We start from the raw sequence: 17605 nt of genomic DNA, 5'->3' as shown, positions 1-17605 counted from the left end.
AGATTTATTTGCTATATGAATGTGTTTTAGTCTACGTCGATACACATCTGCTTTTATAGAAAATAACGACATACCATTGTGAGGCCGCACGTTTTGGGTCCTGTTAGGGAAGATGATGACCAATAGCGCATTACAAGCGACATGTACACCCTTTGAACGTTGTCTGGCGATCATCCGTCAGGCATCGGTAGAAATATTGCTGCTGTTAGGCGTGCATGTCGCAGAGGGTAAAGAGCCGCGATGGTTCCTTGAGCAGCTTGACCAGGCCAGATTGAATCTGGGCGGCTGGGGAGCTGTCGCCAGACGTTTGCAGATGAATGATGCGCAATTGAGCCAGTTCACTCTGCGGCTGCGTCATCTGCAGCAGAGCGTGCCGCAGTATGAAAATGGCCAGGACGTCAGTGAAAACCAGCTGATTTCTGCGCTACGCTTCGTGGCGTCTCTGGAACAATTGCGTCAGCAACAGCCCATACTGAAGTATGAAACTGAGATTGAACGTGCAGAGCCGGAAGCACAGATCCATGCGCAGCGTCAGCTTCGTGCCATAGAATTAACGCTCAAATCGCTTATCGCACGGGTATGGCCGGATCAACATCCACTCAACAGCTTCCTGAAACAGCACTTCGGTGGGGAACGCCTGCGCCGTTGGTTAAAACTGGGTGACAGTCGGGATGCGCTGGACGGCATGATGTTTAGCGAACTGGCGCTTATGGTCGTGGATAAGAAATTGTTTGTACGCCACTTTACCCAGATTTTTAACGACACCTCGGTGCTGACGTTGTTTGTCGAACCACGTCTGACGTTGCGTATGTTTCTGGATGATTGCCGGCTGGCCCGCAACGGCGTCATCGCGCAGCAGCCGCTGACCTCAGTACAACTGATGTTGCTGGATTGTCAGTACCGACAGATTACTCACCCTGTACAACGGGCATTTGCAGAAAGGCGTACGCGTGTTAATCCCGCGTCATATCTGGAGTCTGATGAGACGACCGTCCGCCAGTTCTGGGAAATGGCAAAGCAAAAGGATGAGCAGGCGGGGGGCGACAAACAGGAAATCGCCGACAGTATTGATCCGCCGGAGAAGCGAGCAAAGCGCACCGCGGAGGAGCGTGAACAGCTGATTTCAGGCATGTTGTGGGTCGCGGTCGGCGTGATGGTGCTGGTGATTTCGCTGGGTGCGTTCTGGTTATTCACTTCGCCAGCGCCACAGGCGTCATCCGGACAATCTGTTGAAATTGTGCAGGAGGAACCGCGCCGTGATGCACCTTCCGCACGGGAATCTGTGACCCGAATGGGTATCACCTGGGATGCCTTTAACATGCGCGCGGCTATCGATCGCAACGATACCCGAGTGACGTCACTGTTCCTGCAGGGCGGGATGGACTGGAAGCTGGCGTGGACGGAACAAGCATTCGCTGCGGGCAATACCGAGGTGTTGAGACTGCTGCTGCGTTATCCTGCGCAGATGAACGAGAGCAAACCTTGCAGACAGTTTATGAGTACGCTCAGTCATGCCATGTCGAATGGGGCGTCACTCACTTCCTTGCACAAAAGCTACCTGCAAAGTTTTTGTTCGGTTCCGGCGGTTATCGCACGTCAACAGTATGATCTTGAGCAGGCTCAGCTGCGCGCTCGTGCAGAACCCAGCCCGGAGAACAAGAAGTGGCAAAAAATTCATTCTGAACTCTACGATGCGATTAACTAACGGCCTGAGGAGTCAGGCCGCCAGCGGCTAAGGTTCGCCATACAGCCCGATGAGTCGGCGCACCACGCCGTTTGTCCAGCCAAAGCCGTCCTGCAGCGGATATTCCCCGCCGCCGCCTTCGCGCGGCATGCCGTCGGCAATATGGTATTTTTCGATAAGCTTGTGGTGTTCCTGGTAAAAGAGATTCACCGTTTTCAACCAGTTACGGGCAATTTCATCCCCGAGATGGTCGTCGCCATACAATTTGAAACCTTGAATAGCCATCCATTGCAGCGGCGCCCAGCCGTTGGGTTTATCCCACTGCTCACCGGTTTCATGTTCTGTGGCTAAAATACCCCCTGGCGTTAGCAGGCGGCTGCGTACCGCATTGGCCAGCCGGTCGGCTTGTTCATGCGTTGCCATGCCGACATACAGCGGTACGATACTGGCGGCAGAGAAGAGGGCCATTTGTTCACGTCGCCAGTCATAATCGCGATAGCAGCCGTTTTCATCATCCCATAAGTAGCGATTTACCGCATCGCGGCGGTCATTGGCTTTCTGGCGAAACAGCGCTTCAGCTTCTTTGTCACCTTTCAGCGCCGAAATATTGGCGATGGCGCTCTCCAGCTTGTAGAGGAACGCGTTCAGGTCAATTGGGATGAATTGTGTCGTGCGTATGCTGGCAAGGCGGCCTGCATCGCGTAGCCAGCGTGAGGAGTAATCCCATCCCGATGCCGCGCCTGCACGCAAATCGCGATACACCTCATTGGGCGGTCGACCTGAATGCTTGGCGGTCTCGACGTCTTCAAGCCACGATTCATCGCGCGGCGTATCACGATCGTCCCAATAGCGGTTGAGCAAGGATCCGTCCGACATTCTGATTACGTGGCGGTAGGCCTGGTTGAGCACCAGCGAATCGGCGCCATCCATCCAGAACGCGTACTCCATTTTTAGATGATCAAGATAACGGCGCGCGCCACGTACGCCATCCTCTTCAAACAGTTCCACCATCAGCGCAAAGACCGGCGGCTGCGAGCGGCTCAGGTAGTACGTTCGATTACCGTTTGGGATGTGACCATAATTTTCGATCATCCAGGCAAAGTTATCCGCCATACATTTCAGCAGATCTTCGCGACCGCTCTCCGCCAGACCCAGCATGGTGAAATAGGAATCCCAGTAGTAGGTTTCGCTAAAACGTCCGCCAGGCACAATATATGACTGCGGTAACGGCAGCAGCGAGGACCAGGGAATGTGGTCCTGCGGTTCGCGCGTCAGCACTGGCCACAATTGATCGATATGCTCTTTCAGCGAATTTTCCGGGTCAGAAACGTATTCGCTGGAGGGTGTTTCCGGGAGCCAGAAATGGTTCTCAACAAAGCGCTTCAGGTCAAAGTCCCGATGGCGTTTGACCTTGCGATAGCGGATCAAAATGTCCAGCGGGTCCATTTTGGGCGCACAGTCGGGGAAGGTTTTGCTATCGGCAAACAGTTTCGACGACTGGACATGTTCGAACAGCTCAAGGTAACGATCGGCCGGGGTTAACGCATCTGAGGCGGGCAGCCCTTCAATCATCTCCGGCTCAGGCTCTGCCTCAATCATTTCATCCAGCTTTAACTCGCACGGATCCATTTCATAAAGCAGATCGATGTCGATCGTCAGTTCTTCAGAAGGGGCGTGGGGTAGTTTCTGGTTGAGCATAATGAGAAAGACCTCCGATGGACGGTGAAATAGTAAGGCTGTTGCCCGGTCGTCAGTTAAGCGTAGACATTCGCTTCGGTATTGGCTGAGTAAAGCGTGCGGTTGATCACGTTTTAGTGTTGAGCATTATTTAAAAAATTAAACTATCCCAATGATAATAATGAATAATTCAGAATCGTGCGCGACCTGAAGATATTCCATTTTCAGAACATTCGATTGCAACGAGGTGTGAACGAAACCTGCTAATGGCTTAACGCTATAATAGGCGCAGGCTATTCTATTGATAGTTCTCCTCCATGTAATTGCTTGATACTTATCAAAATAGTAATCCCCTCATTTCCTATGATGGTCAAGTCTGACAAAGACTGTGCATTAATTATTCTAATTTTTCTGGGTCACAATAACTCACAACGGTGAGGGTAAAATAATGAAAATCATTACCCGTCTTACCGCGATTGCCATAGCTGGCATCGTGATTTGTTATTTTGGATTATCCGGTTATGTGTGGTATCACGATAATCAACGGAGCAAACAGGCTGATGTTCAGGCCTCTTCGCAGGAAGCAAATAATAAAGTTTTAGGATTCTTGCGCGAAAAAGGGTGCGATTATTGTCACACCCCTTCGGCTGAATTACCTTTCTATTCTTCTTTTCCTGTCGCTAAGCAGTTGATGAATTACGACATTCAACTGGGATATAAATCCTTCAATCTTGAGGCCGTTCGTGCGGCGCTGGTCGCGGATAAACCCGTTTCGCAAAGCGACCTGAATAAAATTGAATGGGTGATGCAGTACGAAACCATGCCGCCGACGCGTTATACCGCGCTGCACTGGGCCGGTAAGGTGAGCGATGCGGAGCGCGAAGACATTTTGGGCTGGGTCGCCAAACAGCGTGAGCAGTATTACGCCAGTAAAGATACCGCCGCGCAGCATCGTAATGAACCCGTACAGCCAATACCAGAAAGCATCCCGACTGATGCCCGGAAGGTGGCGCTTGGCTTTACGCTTTATCACGATCCGCGTATTTCCGGCGACAGCACGATCTCTTGCGCGCACTGTCATGCCCTGAATGCGGGTGGTGTGGATGGCCGTAAAACGTCAATTGGCGTAGGCGGAGCGGTCGGGCCGATCAACGCGCCAACGGTATTTAACTCAGTCTTTAACGTGGAACAGTTCTGGGATGGCCGTGCGCCGACATTACAGGCGCAGGCAGGTGGTCCGCCGTTGAACCCGATTGAAATGGCATCTAAATCCTGGGATGAAATTATCCAGAAGCTGGATAAAGATCCGCTATTGAAGCAAGAATTTATTGCGGTTTATCCACAGGGATTCAGCGGAGATAATATTACCGATGCGATTGCTGAATTTGAGAAAACGCTGATCACGCCAAATTCACTGTTTGATAAGTGGTTACGTGGTGATGAGGAGGCGTTAACGGCTCAGCAAAAACATGGCTATCAGTTGTTTAAGGAAAATAAGTGCGCGACCTGTCATGGCGGTATTATTTTAGGCGGACGCTCATTTGAACCATTAGGTTTGAAAAAGGACTTTAATTTCGGCGAAGTCACTGCCGCAGATATTGGCCGGATGAACGTTACCAATGAACTACGTGACAAGCTACGTCAGAAAGTCCCTGGATTACGTAACGTTGCGCTGACTGCGCCTTATTTCCATCGCGGTGATGTGCCTACGCTCGATGGTGCGGTCAAACTGATGCTGCGTTATCAGGTGGGTAAGGAACTGCCGCAGGAAGATATCGACGATATCGTGGCGTTCCTCGAAAGTTTGAACGGGATTTATACGCCGTATATGCAGGGTAAATAATTATTGCCCCTATCCAGCCTGGCGCGTTTTGCCGGCTGGATAATTCTCCTTTACCTGGCGGGTGTTTACCTCTGCTCGGCCACGAATATTTCCCACAATTCTTCTACCGCTCTGGACATTCTGCCCGCAGGCCGAAACAGTCGGATATCAATGGGTATCCATAATCCGCTCTTCTGTGGGGCCGCCGCGGCAATCGTCCCGGCCTGAACATCCGGAGCCGCCAGACTTTCCGGCAGCCAGGCAATGCCGTCCCCGGCTTTGACCATCGCCAGCAGCGTGGCGGCCAGATCGGCGGTGAAGGCGATGTCCATACCGCGTCGGGCATGATTCACCGGTGACGTGTTCGAGAGGATCCTCCCCAGACCGGATTCTGCAGAGAAGGAGAGGAACGGAAATTTTTTGCCCCCCGTAGCCTGCCAGAGCGGCTGATGAGAGCCGGGATCACATTTGGAGTAGGGTAATAACGTTTCTTGTCCAAGGCGAACGCTGAGATATTTCGTCTGATCAAGATTGATATGCATGTGAGGGTGGTAATAACACAGCAGAAACTGCGCATCCCCATTTTCAATCATCCTTTCACAGGCGCTGAGCGTGTCTGACAGCAGGCGAAATGAGCCGAAACGGGCGATTTTTTCGTTATTACGCATCAGCGCCGGAAAAAATGAGAACGACAGGGAATGCGTTGCGGAGAAAATAACATCCGGTCGGGTATTTCCCGCCGCTTCAATGGTTTCATTTCTCAGGGTGTATAGCGCCCGGATCAGTTCGGGCACTTGAGCGACGAAAACTTCCCCCGCACGAGTCAGGCTAACGCCACGGCGGTTACGCTCAAATATCGGCGTTCCCAGCCACTCTTCCAGCGAGACAATGCGCCGACTGAATGCGGGCTGCGTCACATATCGGGAAGCGGCTGCGCGAGAGAAATTGAGTGACTGCGCCAGCGCAACGCAGTCTTCAAGCCAGGTGAGTTCCAGGTGATGCCGATTTTGCATTACAGCCAGCCTCTTTGGCATTAGATCAGTAAATGAGCACTGCTTAAGATGGAGAAATACAGGACGATGGCGTCCTTAAATGCTGCCTGGATGCATTATGCCAATAATAAACCGGCATGAGTTATCACTTTTTACAGGCGTGTAAGTGCGAGCATAACTGACTAAGAACCCGCCGGAGAAAACATGCGTATCCTCGATGTTGTAGAAATTACCAAACCCATCGCTTCCCCTATTCGTAACGCCTATATCGATTTCAGCAAGATGACGACCAGTCTGGTGGCCGTTGTGACTGACGTTGAGATAGAGGGTCGTCGCGTGGTGGGATACGGATTTAACTCTAATGGTCGTTACGGCCAGGGGGGATTGATCCGCGAACGCTTCCGTAACCGCATTCTGGACGCTGACCCGGAAAGTCTGCTGAATGCCGAAGGCGATAACCTGGATCCGCATAAAATCTGGGACGTCATGATGAGTAATGAAAAGCCGGGGGGCCATGGTGAGCGCTCGGTGGCTGTGGGTACGCTGGATATGGCTATCTGGGATGCCGTTGCCAAAATTGCCAACAAGCCGTTGTTCCGTCTGCTGGCTGAGATGAAGGGCGTTGAGGCGAATCCACGCGTCTTTGTCTACGCGGCGGGGGGTTACTATTATCCGGGTAAAGACCTGAGCGCACTGCGTCAGGAAATGCGAGGCTATCTGAACCGCGGCTACAATGTAGTTAAAATGAAAATCGGCGGCGCATCGTTGGAAGAGGACCGTCGCCGTATCGAAGCGGTATTGACTGAAATTGGCGAAGAAGCGCGTCTTGCCGTCGATGCCAATGGCCGCTTTGATCTGGAAACCGGTATTGCCTACGCCAAAATGCTACGGGATTATCCATTGTTCTGGTACGAAGAAGCTGGCGACCCGCTGGATTATTCTCTCCAGGCCGCGCTATCAGAATTTTACCCAGGCCCGATGGCGACCGGTGAAAACCTCTTTTCTCATCAGGATGCGCGCAACCTGCTGCGCTACGGCGGCATGCGCCCGGATCGCGACTACCTGCAATTTGACTGTGCGCTTTCCTACGGTCTGGTCGAATATCTGCGTACCCTGGACGTACTGGCGCAGTTTGGCTGGTCCCCATCACGCTGCATACCGCATGGCGGTCACCAGATGTCGCTGAACATTGCGGCGGGTCTTGGCCTCGGTGGGAATGAAAGTTATCCGGATCTGTTCCAGCCGTACGGCGGTTTCCCGGATTCAGTGAAGGTGGAAGAGGGGCATATCGTCATGCCAGAACTGCCGGGCATCGGTTTTGAAGGGAAATCTGATCTGATTAAAGAGATGCGTGCGTTGGCCGAATAGCGCGGGCGGAGGTGACATAACACCCCTCCGGTTGCCGGAGGGGTGTGACTTGAGCGTGTAGTGAATAGCGTCTACACCTGTGCAATTAGCGCATGGTGACGAATTCTTCTGCCGCCGTTGGGTGAATCGCAACGGTGTTATCGAAGTCTTTCTTCGTCGCGCCCATTTTCAGCGCCACCGCGAAGCCTTGCAGCATTTCGTCCATGCCAAAACCGATGCCATGAATACCAACAATCTTCTCTTCCGGACCCACGCAAACCAGTTTCATGCGGCACGGCTGGCGGTGTGAAGTCACGGCAGTGTACATCGCGGTAAACGAGGATTTATACACTTTCACCTGGTCATCGCCGTGCTGTTCGCGAGCCTGCTGCTCGGTTAAGCCCACGGTGCCAATTGGCGGGTGGCTGAAGACCACGGTCGGGATGTTGTTGTAGTCCAGATGCTCGTCCGGTTTGTTATTAAACAGACGCTCGGACAGGCGACGGCCCGCGGCAACGGCAACCGGCGTCAGCTCAACAGCACCGGTGTTATCGCCAACGGCATAAATCCCCGGCACGCTGGTGTTCTGGTATTTATCAACGACGATGTAGCCTTTTTCGTTGGTTTTCACGCCAGTAACGGCCAGGTTAAAGTTATCCGTGGCTGGTTCACGACCGATCGCCCAAATCAGGCAATCCACCGTTTCGCTACGGCCATCTTCCAGTTGCAGGGTCAGACTGCCGTCGGCGTTTTTAATGACCGCTTGCGGAATTGCGTGAGTATGCAGAGTCGGACCTTCGGTGTTCATCACCTCGACCAGCGTCTCGACGATCATCGGATCGAAGCTGCGCAGCGGCGCGTGTTTACGCACGAACAGGTGAGTTTCTGCGCCCAGGCCGTTAATCACGCCCGCCAGTTCAACGGCGATATAACCTGCGCCAACAACGGCTACACGTTTTGGCAGCGCTGGCAGCTCAAAGAAGCCATCGGAGTCGATACCGTATTCCACGCCTGGAATGTTCGGATGGCTCGGGCGCCCGCCGGTAGCGATCAAAATATGATCGGCAGTAATGGTTTCACCGTTCACTTCAATGGTTTTGGCATCAACGAAGCGGGCAAAGCCTTTAATCACATCAACGTTATTTTTACCCAGCACGTTGTCGTACGAGGTATGAATGCGATCGATATAGGCGGTACGGCTGGCGATCAGTTTATCCCAGTCGAACTTATTAATGGTGGTATCGAAACCGTAATCCGGGCCGTACATATGAATCGCTTCACGGATTTGTGCGGCATGCCACATCACTTTCTTCGGTACGCAGCCAACATTAACGCAGGTGCCGCCTAGCTCTTTGGCTTCAATCAGTGCGCATTTCTGGCCGTACATTGCCGCACGGTTAATGGAGGCAATACCGCCGCTGCCGCCGCCAATAGCGATGTAATCATAGTGCTTGGTCATGACCGCTCCTTCATGTTCATTGTAGGGCGGAGAAGCGTTACGCCATCCGCCAAAATATTCGCGATTGTATACCTGAAATTAAAAGGTTCCACCGATGGCTGCGATTACTCCGGCACGATCCAGCTTACGGAAGTGTGTCCGGTTCCTGCGGGAACCAGCTTGCTATGTAGCCACGGCAGGACATTGTTCATCTGCTGCTCCAGCTTCCACGGCGGGTTAATCACAATCATGCCGGACGCCGTCATGCCGCGCTGATCGCTGTCCGGGCGCACCGCCAGCTCAATTTGCAGAATTTTGCGGATACCGGTGTCTTCCAGATCGTGGATCATGCGCTTGATTTGCTGGCGCAGGACCACCGGATACCACAGCGCATAGGTGCCCGTTGCGAAGCGTTTGTAGCCTTCATTAATGCCGGTCACTACCGCCTGGTAGTCGGTTTTGATTTCGTATGGCGGATCGATAAGGATCAGCCCGCGGCGGGAAACCGGCGGTAATTTTGCTTTTAGCTGTTGATAACCGTCAGCCTTGGCCACACGTGCGCGTTCATCTTTCTGAAATTCGCCGCGCAGCAAAGGAAAGTCGCTCGGGTGCAGCTCGGTTAATTGCAGGCTGTCCTGTTCGCGCAGCAACTGACGAGCAATTAACGGAGAGCCCGGGTAGTAGCGCAACTGGCCGCTACGGTTGAAATGCTGCACCACGGAAATATAGGGTTCAAGCTCGGCAGGCAAATCGTCCTGCTGCCAGATACGGGCGATACCTTCCAGGTATTCACCAGTACGTTCGGCATGCTCACTGCTCAGCTGATAACGGCCAGCGCCAGCGTGGGTGTCCAGATAGAGAAACGGTTTTTCTTTCTCTTTGAGTGATTCAATGATCAGGCTCTGAACGGTGTGTTTAAGGACGTCGGCGTGGTTGCCTGCGTGATAACTGTGGCGATAACTGAGCATGGGTAATGAAATTCCGCTGAAATGACGATTTGCCACAGTTTACAGCAGATCGGCACAGATTACCCGTAGGCCCGGTAAGCGCAGCGCCACCGGGCGTCTTTCCGTCACGGTTAGCATTGAAATCCTCTACACTTAACCCCATTGTACAAATTAATATGCACAGCGCCGGATACGCGCTTCATTCACTCTTTTCAACAGGACCGCGCTAATGACCAATCCATTGCTGACTCCCTTCGAACTGCCGCCATTTTCTAAAATTCAGCCCGAACATGTTGTGCCTGCCGTTACTAAGGCGCTGAACGATTGCCGTGAAAACGTTGAGCGAGTCGTTGCGCAGGGCGCGCCGTACACCTGGGAAAATCTCTGCCAGAGGCTTGCGGAAGTGGACGATGTGCTGGGGCGTATTTTCTCTCCGGTCAGCCACTTGAACTCGGTGAAAAACAGCCCGGAACTGCGTGAAGCCTACGAGCAAACGCTGCCGCTGCTCTCCGAGTACAGCACCTGGGTTGGGCAACATGAAGGTCTGTACAAAGCGTACCGCGACCTGCGTGATGGCGACCATTACGCCACCCTGAACACTGCACAGAAAAAAGCGGTCGATAACGCGCTGCGTGATTTTGAACTGTCCGGTATCGGCCTGCCGAAAGAGAAACAGCAGCGCTACGGCGAAATCGCCACCCGTTTGTCCGAGCTGGGTAACCAGTACAGCAACAACGTGCTCGACGCCACCATGGGCTGGAGCAAGCTGGTGACCGACGAAGCTGAACTCTCCGGCATGCCGGAAAGCGCCCTGGCGGCGGCGAAAGCGCAGGCGGAAGCCAAAGAGCAGGAAGGCTACCTGCTGACCCTGGATATCCCAAGCTACCTGCCGGTCATGACCTACTGCGACAACCAGGCGCTGCGTGAAGAGCTGTATCGCGCCTACTCCACCCGCGCCTCCGATCAGGGGCCGAACGCGGGCAAGTGGGACAACACCCCGGTGATGGAAGAGATCCTCGCGCTGCGTCACGAGCTGGCGCAACTGTTGGGCTTCGAAAGCTACGCCTTTAAATCTCTGGCCACCAAAATGGCGGAAAACCCGCAGCAGGTGCTTGACTTCCTGACCGATCTGGCGAAACGCGCCCGTCCGCAGGGGGAAAAAGAGCTGGCCCAGCTGCGCGCCTTCGCCAAAGCCGAATGTGGCGTTGAAGAGCTGCAGCCGTGGGATATCGCGTACTACAGCGAGAAACAAAAACAGCATCTGTACAGCATCAGCGATGAACAACTGCGTCCGTACTTCCCGGAAAACAAAGCCGTTAACGGTCTGTTTGAAGTGGTAAAACGTATTTACGGTATCACCGCGAAAGAGCGTACCGATGTTGACGTGTGGAATCCGGAAGTGCGCTTCTTCGAACTGTATGACGAAAGCAACGAACTGCGCGGCAGCTTCTACCTCGACCTGTACGCCCGCGAACACAAACGCGGCGGGGCGTGGATGGACGACTGCGTCGGCCAGATGCGTAAATCAGACGGCACGCTGCAAAAACCGGTTGCGTATCTGACCTGTAACTTCAACCGCCCGGTGAACGGCAAACCGGCGCTGTTTACCCATGACGAAGTGATCACCCTGTTCCACGAATTTGGTCATGGCCTGCATCACATGCTGACCCGCATCGAAACTGCCGGTGTTTCCGGTATTAACGGCGTGCCGTGGGATGCGGTCGAACTGCCAAGTCAGTTTATGGAAAACTGGTGCTGGGAGCCGGAAGCGCTGGCGTTTATCTCCGGCCATTATGAAACCGGCGAACCGCTGCCGAAGGAACTGCTGGATAAAATGCTGGCGGCGAAAAACTATCAGGCGGCGCTGTTTATTCTGCGTCAGCTGGAGTTCGGCCTGTTCGACTTCCGCCTGCACGCGGAGTTTAACCCAGAGCAGGGGGCGAAAGTCCTTGAGACGCTGGCCGAAATTAAGAAACAGGTCGCCGTGGTGCCGGGCCCAACCTGGGGCCGCTTCCCGCACGCCTTCAGCCACATTTTTGCTGGCGGCTACGCAGCGGGTTACTACAGCTACCTGTGGGCCGACGTGCTGGCGGCGGACGCATTTTCCCGCTTTGAAGAAGAGGGCATCTTTAACCGTGAAACCGGTCGGTCGTTCCTCGATAGCATCCTGACTCGCGGTGGTTCGGAAGAGCCGATGACACTGTTCAAACGCTTCCGCGGCCGCGAACCTCAGCTCGACGCCATGCTGGCGCATTACGGCATCAAGGGCTGATTGTTCGCGTGAAAATTTGTTTACTGGATGAAACGGGCGCCGGAGACGGCGCCTTATCTGTTCTGGCCGCCCGCTGGGGGCTGGAGCATGATGAAGACAACCTGATGGCGCTGGTGATGACGCCGGAACATCTGGAATTGCGTAAGCGAGACGAACCGAAACTCGGCGGCATCTTCGTCGATTTTGTCGGCGGGGCAATGGCGCACCGACGTAAATTCGGCGGTGGTCGTGGTGAAGCGGTGGCGAAAGCCGTCGGCATTAAAGGCGATTATTTGCCGGACGTGGTCGATGCCACTGCCGGGCTGGGGCGAGATGCGTTTGTGCTGGCCTCCGTCGGCTGCCGTGTGCGGATGCTGGAACGCAATCCGGTGGTCGCCGCGTTACTCGATGACGGCCTGGCGCGTGGCTATGCCGATGCGGAAATTGGCGGCTGGCTTCAGGAACGTTTACAGCTGATTCATGCCTCGAGTCTGACAGCGTTAACCGATATTACCCCACGCCCGCAGGTGGTGTACCTCGATCCGATGTTCCCGCACAAGCAAAAAAGCGCGCTGGTAAAGAAAGAGATGCGTGTGTTTCAGTCGCTGGTGGGTCCGGATCTCGACGCTGACGGCTTGCTGGAACCGGCGCGTCAGTTGGCAACCAAACGTGTGGTGGTGAAACGCCCGGACTACGCGCCGCCGCTGGCTGACGTGGCCACGCCTAACGCGGTGGTGACCAAAGGGCATCGGTTTGATATTTATGCCGGAACCCCTCTGACGGAGTAACGGATTGCCCGATGGCGCAACGCTTATCGGGCCTACGATTCTCAATTATTTGTAGGCCGGATAAGGCGGTAGCCGCATCCGGCACTGAGTATTACTGTTCGGTACTTGGCGTATTAATCATTCGGTTCAGCCATGGCACCATAATCGCCATCACTACCGTTACCGCCAGCGTCACCAGGCCTATCTTACTGAAGACATTGGTATAGATAGGCAGCGTTTGCAGTGGGTCGGTGATGTTTTCCGGTACTGCGGTGAACGTCGCGACATAACCTCCCATCAGGAAAGCGGCGGCCTGGGTCAGGAACCACATCCCAAGAATGAAGCCCATCAGGTGCTGCGGTACCAGCGCGGCGACCATCGCCAGTCCCAGGGCGCTAATCAGCAGTTCACCCAGACTCTGGAACAGATACACCAGCACGATAAACCACGGCGACGTCAGTCCCTGCGCATCGGCAAACCACATCCCGGCAGCGGCGGCGGTCAGGAAACCCAGCGAGCACAGGAACATACCGAGCGTAAACTTCATCGGCATGGTCAGATCTTTACCTTTGTTTCCCAGACGGGTATAAATCGCAGCCAGTACCGGGCTTGCCACTACCACCCAGAACGGGTTCAGCGCCTGGAAGCTTACCGGGTTGATGGCGAAACCAAGAATTTCATGGTGTACGTTATTGATAGCAAAGAAGTTAAGTGACGTTGGCATCTGTGCGTACAGCACATAGAACACTACCGCTTCCAGCATCAGGATAAAAGCCACGAACATTTTGTTGCGCCCGGTTTTATCCAGTTTGAAGGCCTGGCGGAAGAAGATGATCGTCACGGCAATCGACAGGACAATCAGCACCAGGTTGGCAATCTTCACGTTATGCATCAGCCAGGCGCAGATAAATATCGTCACTACCGTACCGGCCAGTACGCAGAATAGATTACGGAAATTCAGCGGCTTATGATCTGGCTCAGAACCGATATTCTTCACCATCCCACGGCAGGCAAAGTAGACCAGCAGTGCGACGATAAGCCCGGCCCCGCACAGGTTGTAGGTCACCGCGTAGCCAAACTTATCGGCAATCACCGGCGCCAGCGACAGCGACAGCAGCGAACCGATGTTAATCGACATATAAAACAGGGTGAAAGCGCCATCCAGTCGGGCGTCTTTCGGTGGATAGCATTTTGACAGCAGGCTTGCCGGGTTGGCTTTAAATAACCCGTTACCCACGGCAATGGTACCCAAAGCAATAAAGATCAGATCGGGCTTGAGCAGCGACATCCCGGTCATGAAGTAGCCGATCGCCAGCACAATCGCACCGAGTACCAGCGTGCGCTTGGTCCCTAACAGGTGGTCGCCGACGTAGCCGCCGATCGAGATCAGGCCGTAGACCAGTGCGGCAAAAGCACCAAAGGTGACGAATGCCTGTTCCTGAGAAAAACCGAGTTGCTTAACAAAAAATACCGCCAGGATGCCCTGAACGCCGTAATAGCCAAATCGTTCCCATAATTCCACAAAGAAGATCATGAAGAACGGACGAGGTTGCTGCAGCAAGCCCGTAGGTGCAGTTTTATTCATATTCCATCGCCTTTCAAAGCCATCCCGAAAAGTATGAACGCGTATACTTAAACGCGCCGAAAAAGTCTTATTTTGTTATAGACTGCGGCGATTAGCCGTGCGGGTAGAGTATTATACAGATAGTTTTCGATCCAATTAGTTGATCACACTAATTATGATTTATTTGTTGGGTTGATGTACTAATTGTGTCCGGATGATAAAAACAAAAACGCCCGCGCGGGCGGGCGTTTACAGGCTTTACTGTTTGCAGCGGGACGGGTTATCTCCCGGCGGCAAGCATTTTATGCTTCTTCGTCGTCACGCAACGGAACAATCAGCATGTCGACGTGGACGGTGTTGATCAGTTGACGTGCGGAGGACATCAGTTTGCTCCAGAAATCCTGGTGGTGACCACAAACGACCAGATCCATGTCGTATTTTTTGATGGCATCAACCAGAACCTGGCCCAGGTCGCCGCTACCGCTCAGGGTTTCGGTGATAGGGTAGCCTGCATTGGTGGACAGCTCGGTTAACGCGTGGTGGGTTTCTTCAGAAATACGTTTCTGCATGTCGCCCAGATTCACGTCGATTAGCCCGGTGTACAGGTCGGAATAGTTTACGTCAACGTGGATAAGGGAGACTTTAGCATTGTAAGGCCGCGCCATAGAGACCGCTTTTTCAACCAGAACTTTGCTTTCCGGAGAAAGATCAACCGCGATAAGAATGTGTTTATAAGCCATAGTGTTACTCCTTCCATAAGTTGTCGATGACTAGCCTGCTGGCGTTTATCTGCCGCCGCGTCATTCGCGTCCTGCGAACCTTATGCGCGGGGCTAGCCCAGTCGTAAAAACGTACCATATAAGGACTATCCTTACATTATAGCGACCTGGATAATCCGTCAATCCGCCTTGCTTGCCAAGCAGTTAAACAAATTTTTTAGTTAATTGCATTGATAGCGATTAACCTTCTGGCAAAAAAATTAACTAATCTCCTACACTATTTAGAGAGGCGCTCGGATGCGTGATACTAACACGAGCGGTTTCGGTAGCACTCTTCACTGAATGATTGGTAGGGTATCGGGGAGCGGTAGTCCCGGAAAGGAGTTCCGTGGGCGGGTCGCCGGGGAGGAGATATGATAAGCACCATTGCGTTGTTCTGGGCTTTGTGTGTCGTTTGCATTGTTAATATGGCGCGCTATTTTTCTTCGTTACGCGCACTGTTAGTGGTACTTCGTGGTTGCGATCCATTACTTTACCAGTATGTCGATGGTGGGGGATTTTTTACCTCGCATGGGCAACCCAACAAGCAGATGCGTCTGGTGTGGTATATCTACGCTCAGCGTTACCGCGATCACCATGATGATGAATTTATTCGCCGCTGTGAGCGGGTTCGCGGTCAGTTCATTCTTACCAGCGCGTTATGCGGACTGGTGCTAATCAGCATGGTTGCGCTGATTATCTGGCACTGATTACCAACGACAGATACAAAAAAAGCGGGTCAGTTTCCTGACCCGCTTTTTTACCGTGCATCCGCTTAGATAAGCTTCAGGGAGAGCCAGTACAGCACCCCGGAAAGAATAATCGCCGCCGGCAGGGTGAAGACCCAGGCCATCAGAATGCTGGTTACCGTCTTACGCTGTAAACCGCCGCCATCAACAACCATCGTTCCCGCAACGGAAGAGGAGAGAACGTGGGTGGTGGAAACGGGCATACCGGTGTAGCTGGCAAGACCGATAGAGACTGCGGCGGTCATCTGCGCCGACATCCCCTGGGCATAGGTCATGCCTTTCTTACCGATTTTCTCACCAATGGTGGTGGCTACGCGACGCCAGCCAATCATCGTACCAATACCCAGCGCCAGTGCGACGGCCATAATGATCCAGATAGGCGCGTACTCAATGGTGCTCAGCATGTCAGCTTTCAGTTTTTTCAGCAGACGTTGATCGTCAGCGCTTACGCCAGGCAATTTCACCACTTTATCCGTGGTATCAGAGATACACAGCATAATACGGCGCAGCTGGCCACGCTGTTCAACGCTTAACTTGTCGTAGGTTTCCAGATTCGCCAGCATACCTTTCGCACGCTCAAGCGCGTTGATGGTATTCGCCGGATGGCAATGGAACTCTGTCGATGCCGTTGTGACCGTTTCCGTCGGGGATGGAATCAACTGGTCTACGCCAGTCGCCTGCTTGAGCAGGTCTGGGCGTTGCTGGAAGAAGACTTCGACGTTATTGATAGCATCGCGGGTACGGGTAATTTCGTAACCGGAAGCATTCATATTCACCACGAAGCCTGCAGGCGCTACGCCAATCAGTACCAGCATCACCAGACCAATGCCTTTCTGGCCATCGTTCGCGCCGTGAGAAAACGCCACGCCGATAGCGGAGAGGATCAGTGCGATACGCGTCCAGAACGGCGGCTTTTTCTTGCCATCTTTCTTTTCACGTTCTGCTGGGGTCAGGTGGATACGGGCACGTTTTTTCGTACCACTCCAGTAGCGACGCAGAATGAATATAAGGCCGCCAGCAACCACCAGACCGACAATCGGCGAGATGATTAGCGAGGCAAAAATACCCATCACTTTCGGGATGTTAAGTGCGTCCACCACCGAGGTGCCATTCATCAACGCATTGGTTAAACCAATACCGATAATCGCGCCAATCAGCGTGTGGGAGCTGGATGCAGGTAAACCAAAGTACCAGGTACCCAGGTTCCAGATAATTGCCGCCAGCAGCATGGAGAACACCATGGCGAGGCCATGTGACGATCCCATATTTAGCAGCAGATCCGTTGGCAGCATATGCACGATGGCATACGCTACGCTGAGACCACCCAGCAAAACACCAAAGAAGTTGAACAACGCAGCCATGACCACCGCCAATTGCGAACGCATTGCACGGGTATAGATCACGGTTGCGACAGCATTGGCTGTGTCATGGAAGCCGTTAATTGCTTCATAGAACAGCACGAAAGCCAGAGCAAGCAATAGTAAAAGCCCGGTATGTAAATCCAGGCCAGCAAACAAATGTAGCATAGGACGTTACGCCATTTTGAGGACATGAACGCGGCGCATTATCAGTGACTTTGGCGGCGCGGGCAAAGTGAAATATAGAGTTT

General features: G+C 53.4%; 13 protein-coding genes. 6 read left to right on the top strand and 7 right to left on the bottom strand.

Features of this window, described 5'->3' with window-relative positions; genetic code table 11:
- The first annotated feature begins 115 nt into the window (after window positions 1-115).
- Window positions 116-1705, top strand: a complete 1590-nt coding sequence (locus OGV69_RS05495) for an STY4199 family HEPN domain-containing protein (protein ID WP_069323755.1) — start codon at window positions 116-118, stop codon at window positions 1703-1705.
- A gap of 27 nt (window positions 1706-1732) precedes the next feature.
- Here OGV69_RS05495 and OGV69_RS05490 read toward each other — a convergent pair whose 3' ends face one another.
- A complete protein-coding gene (locus OGV69_RS05490; protein WP_069323756.1) occupies window positions 1733-3382 on the bottom strand; it encodes an alpha,alpha-trehalase in 1650 nt (549 codons plus the stop codon).
- Between the two features lie 427 nt (window positions 3383-3809).
- Here OGV69_RS05490 and OGV69_RS05485 point away from each other — a divergent pair, with 427 nt between their 5' ends.
- Window positions 3810-5204, top strand: coding sequence for a cytochrome-c peroxidase (locus OGV69_RS05485; RefSeq protein ID WP_227408971.1), 1395 nt, complete (start codon window positions 3810-3812; stop codon window positions 5202-5204).
- 65 nt (window positions 5205-5269) lie between these two features.
- Here the strand turns inward: OGV69_RS05485 and OGV69_RS05480 are convergent, their stop codons facing one another.
- On the bottom strand, window positions 5270-6196 hold the full coding sequence (locus OGV69_RS05480) for a LysR family transcriptional regulator (RefSeq protein WP_069323758.1): 927 nt from the start codon (window positions 6194-6196) through the stop codon (window positions 5270-5272).
- Between the two features lie 183 nt (window positions 6197-6379).
- On the opposite strand from OGV69_RS05480, the gene OGV69_RS05475 reads away from it, so the two are divergent.
- Window positions 6380-7543, top strand: a complete 1164-nt coding sequence (locus OGV69_RS05475; RefSeq protein ID WP_069323759.1) for a mandelate racemase/muconate lactonizing enzyme family protein — start codon at window positions 6380-6382, stop codon at window positions 7541-7543.
- An 85-nt stretch (window positions 7544-7628) separates the two neighbouring features.
- Here OGV69_RS05475 and gorA read toward each other — a convergent pair whose 3' ends face one another.
- Together gorA and OGV69_RS05465 are read right to left on the bottom strand one after the other, a co-directional pair.
- Complete coding sequence (gene gorA, locus OGV69_RS05470; protein ID WP_042311770.1) at window positions 7629-8981, bottom strand: glutathione-disulfide reductase; 1353 nt, start codon at window positions 8979-8981, stop codon at window positions 7629-7631.
- 104 nt (window positions 8982-9085) lie between these two features.
- Complete coding sequence (locus OGV69_RS05465) at window positions 9086-9928, bottom strand: 23S rRNA (adenine(2030)-N(6))-methyltransferase RlmJ (protein ID WP_038635089.1); 843 nt, start codon at window positions 9926-9928, stop codon at window positions 9086-9088.
- Between the two features lie 208 nt (window positions 9929-10136).
- Between OGV69_RS05465 and prlC the strand changes: the two genes are divergently transcribed.
- Together prlC and rsmJ are read left to right on the top strand one after the other, a co-directional pair.
- Complete coding sequence (gene prlC / locus OGV69_RS05460) at window positions 10137-12179, top strand: oligopeptidase A (protein ID WP_051594491.1); 2043 nt, start codon at window positions 10137-10139, stop codon at window positions 12177-12179.
- An 8-nt stretch (window positions 12180-12187) separates the two neighbouring features.
- Window positions 12188-12946 (top strand): 16S rRNA (guanine(1516)-N(2))-methyltransferase RsmJ, encoded by a 759-nt coding sequence (gene rsmJ, locus OGV69_RS05455; protein ID WP_038635086.1) that lies wholly within the window; start codon window positions 12188-12190, stop codon window positions 12944-12946.
- A 91-nt stretch (window positions 12947-13037) separates the two neighbouring features.
- Here the strand turns inward: rsmJ and dtpB are convergent, their stop codons facing one another.
- Together dtpB and uspA are read right to left on the bottom strand one after the other, a co-directional pair.
- On the bottom strand, window positions 13038-14510 hold the full coding sequence (gene dtpB, locus OGV69_RS05450; protein WP_038635084.1) for a dipeptide/tripeptide permease DtpB: 1473 nt from the start codon (window positions 14508-14510) through the stop codon (window positions 13038-13040).
- A gap of 281 nt (window positions 14511-14791) precedes the next feature.
- Window positions 14792-15229 (bottom strand): universal stress protein UspA, encoded by a 438-nt coding sequence (gene uspA / locus OGV69_RS05445; RefSeq protein WP_003023368.1) that lies wholly within the window; start codon window positions 15227-15229, stop codon window positions 14792-14794.
- A gap of 392 nt (window positions 15230-15621) precedes the next feature.
- On the opposite strand from uspA, the gene uspB reads away from it, so the two are divergent.
- A complete protein-coding gene (gene uspB / locus OGV69_RS05440) occupies window positions 15622-15957 on the top strand; it encodes a universal stress protein UspB (RefSeq protein ID WP_003023371.1) in 336 nt (111 codons plus the stop codon).
- Between the two features lie 65 nt (window positions 15958-16022).
- Here the strand turns inward: uspB and pitA are convergent, their stop codons facing one another.
- The gene (pitA, locus tag OGV69_RS05435; protein WP_038635082.1) at window positions 16023-17522 is read right to left on the bottom strand and encodes an inorganic phosphate transporter PitA; all 1500 of its coding nucleotides are present in this window, start codon (window positions 17520-17522) and stop codon (window positions 16023-16025) included.
- Between the last annotated feature and the right edge of the window lie 83 nt (window positions 17523-17605).

The sequence above is a fragment of the Citrobacter sp. Cc139 genome, assembly GCF_030334645.1.
In the GTDB taxonomy this organism is placed as follows: domain Bacteria; phylum Pseudomonadota; class Gammaproteobacteria; order Enterobacterales; family Enterobacteriaceae; genus Citrobacter; species Citrobacter werkmanii.
This window is presented reverse-complemented; position numbering and strand designations above follow the sequence as displayed.